This is a genomic window from Streptomyces sp. NRRL B-24484, from assembly GCF_000717715.1.
In the GTDB taxonomy this organism is placed as follows: Bacteria; Actinomycetota; Actinomycetes; order Streptomycetales; family Streptomycetaceae; genus Kitasatospora.
The window spans coordinates 1-990 of the sequence record NZ_JOAI01000136.1 but is presented as its reverse complement, the minus strand read 5'-3'; the positions used below and the strand labels follow the sequence as shown (position 1 = coordinate 990).

General features: G+C 66.3%; 1 pseudogene. It reads right to left on the bottom strand.

Features of this window, described 5'->3' with window-relative positions:
• A pseudogene (locus tag IE98_RS0141615) lies at positions 1-910 on the bottom strand (IS630 family transposase).
• Between the last annotated feature and the right edge of the window lie 80 nt (positions 911-990).

Below are 990 nucleotides of genomic sequence, written 5' to 3'. Positions count from 1 at the left end.
CTAGTGTCCTGAGTCTGGAATTCGCTTCAGATATCCGGCGAGGCGTTCGAGGATGTCGTCGGCGGTCTTGGTCCACACATAGGGCTTCGGGTCGGTGTTCCAGGTGGCGATCCAGTCCCGGATGTCGGCTTCAAGGGCCTGGACGGACTTGTGGACGCCTCGCCGTATCTGCTTGTTCGTCAGCTCGGCGAACCAGCGCTCGACCAGGTTGAGCCAGGAGGAACCGGTCGGAGTGAAGTGCAGGTGGAACCGCGGGTGGGACACCAGCCAGGTCTTGATCGCCGGCGTCTTGTGGGTGGCGTAGTTGTCCAGGACCAGATGCACATCCAGGCCCTCGGGAACCTCCTTGTCGAGCCGCAGCAGGAACTTCTTGAACTCCTCGGCGCGGTGCCGGCGGTGCAGTGAGCCGATGACTTTGCCGGTGGCGACCTCGAGCGCGGCGAACAGCGTGGTGGTGCCGTGTCGGACGTAGTCGGCGGTCATCCGCTGCGGCACGCCCGGCATCATCGGCAGCACGGGCTGAGAGCGGTCGAGCGCCTGGATCTGGGACTTCTCGTCCACGCAGAAGACCAGGGCCCGCTCGGGCGGGTCGAGGTAGAGGCCGACCACGTCGTGGACCTTGTCGACGAAGTACGGGTCGGTGGACAGCTTGAACGTCTCGGCGCGGTGCGGCTGCAGGCCGAACGCCCGCCAGACCCGCGACACGGTCGACTGCGACAGGCCCGTCGACGAACCGGGCCCGCCACCGGCCCACCGCGTGCGGCGTGGACCCCAGCCGCTCCGCAACGTCCTTGTTCGACGCGCCACTCGCGCATTCCAGGATGATCCGGCACCGCAACGCCCAGGCCTGCGGCGTGGACCGGCGGCGCACCCACCCTTCCAGGGCAGCCCGCTCATCGTCCGACAACATCAACTCGGCCTTCGGCCGCCCCGTCCGCGCCACAAGCTCAGTCTACATTTATGAATGAAATTCCAGACTCAGGACACTAG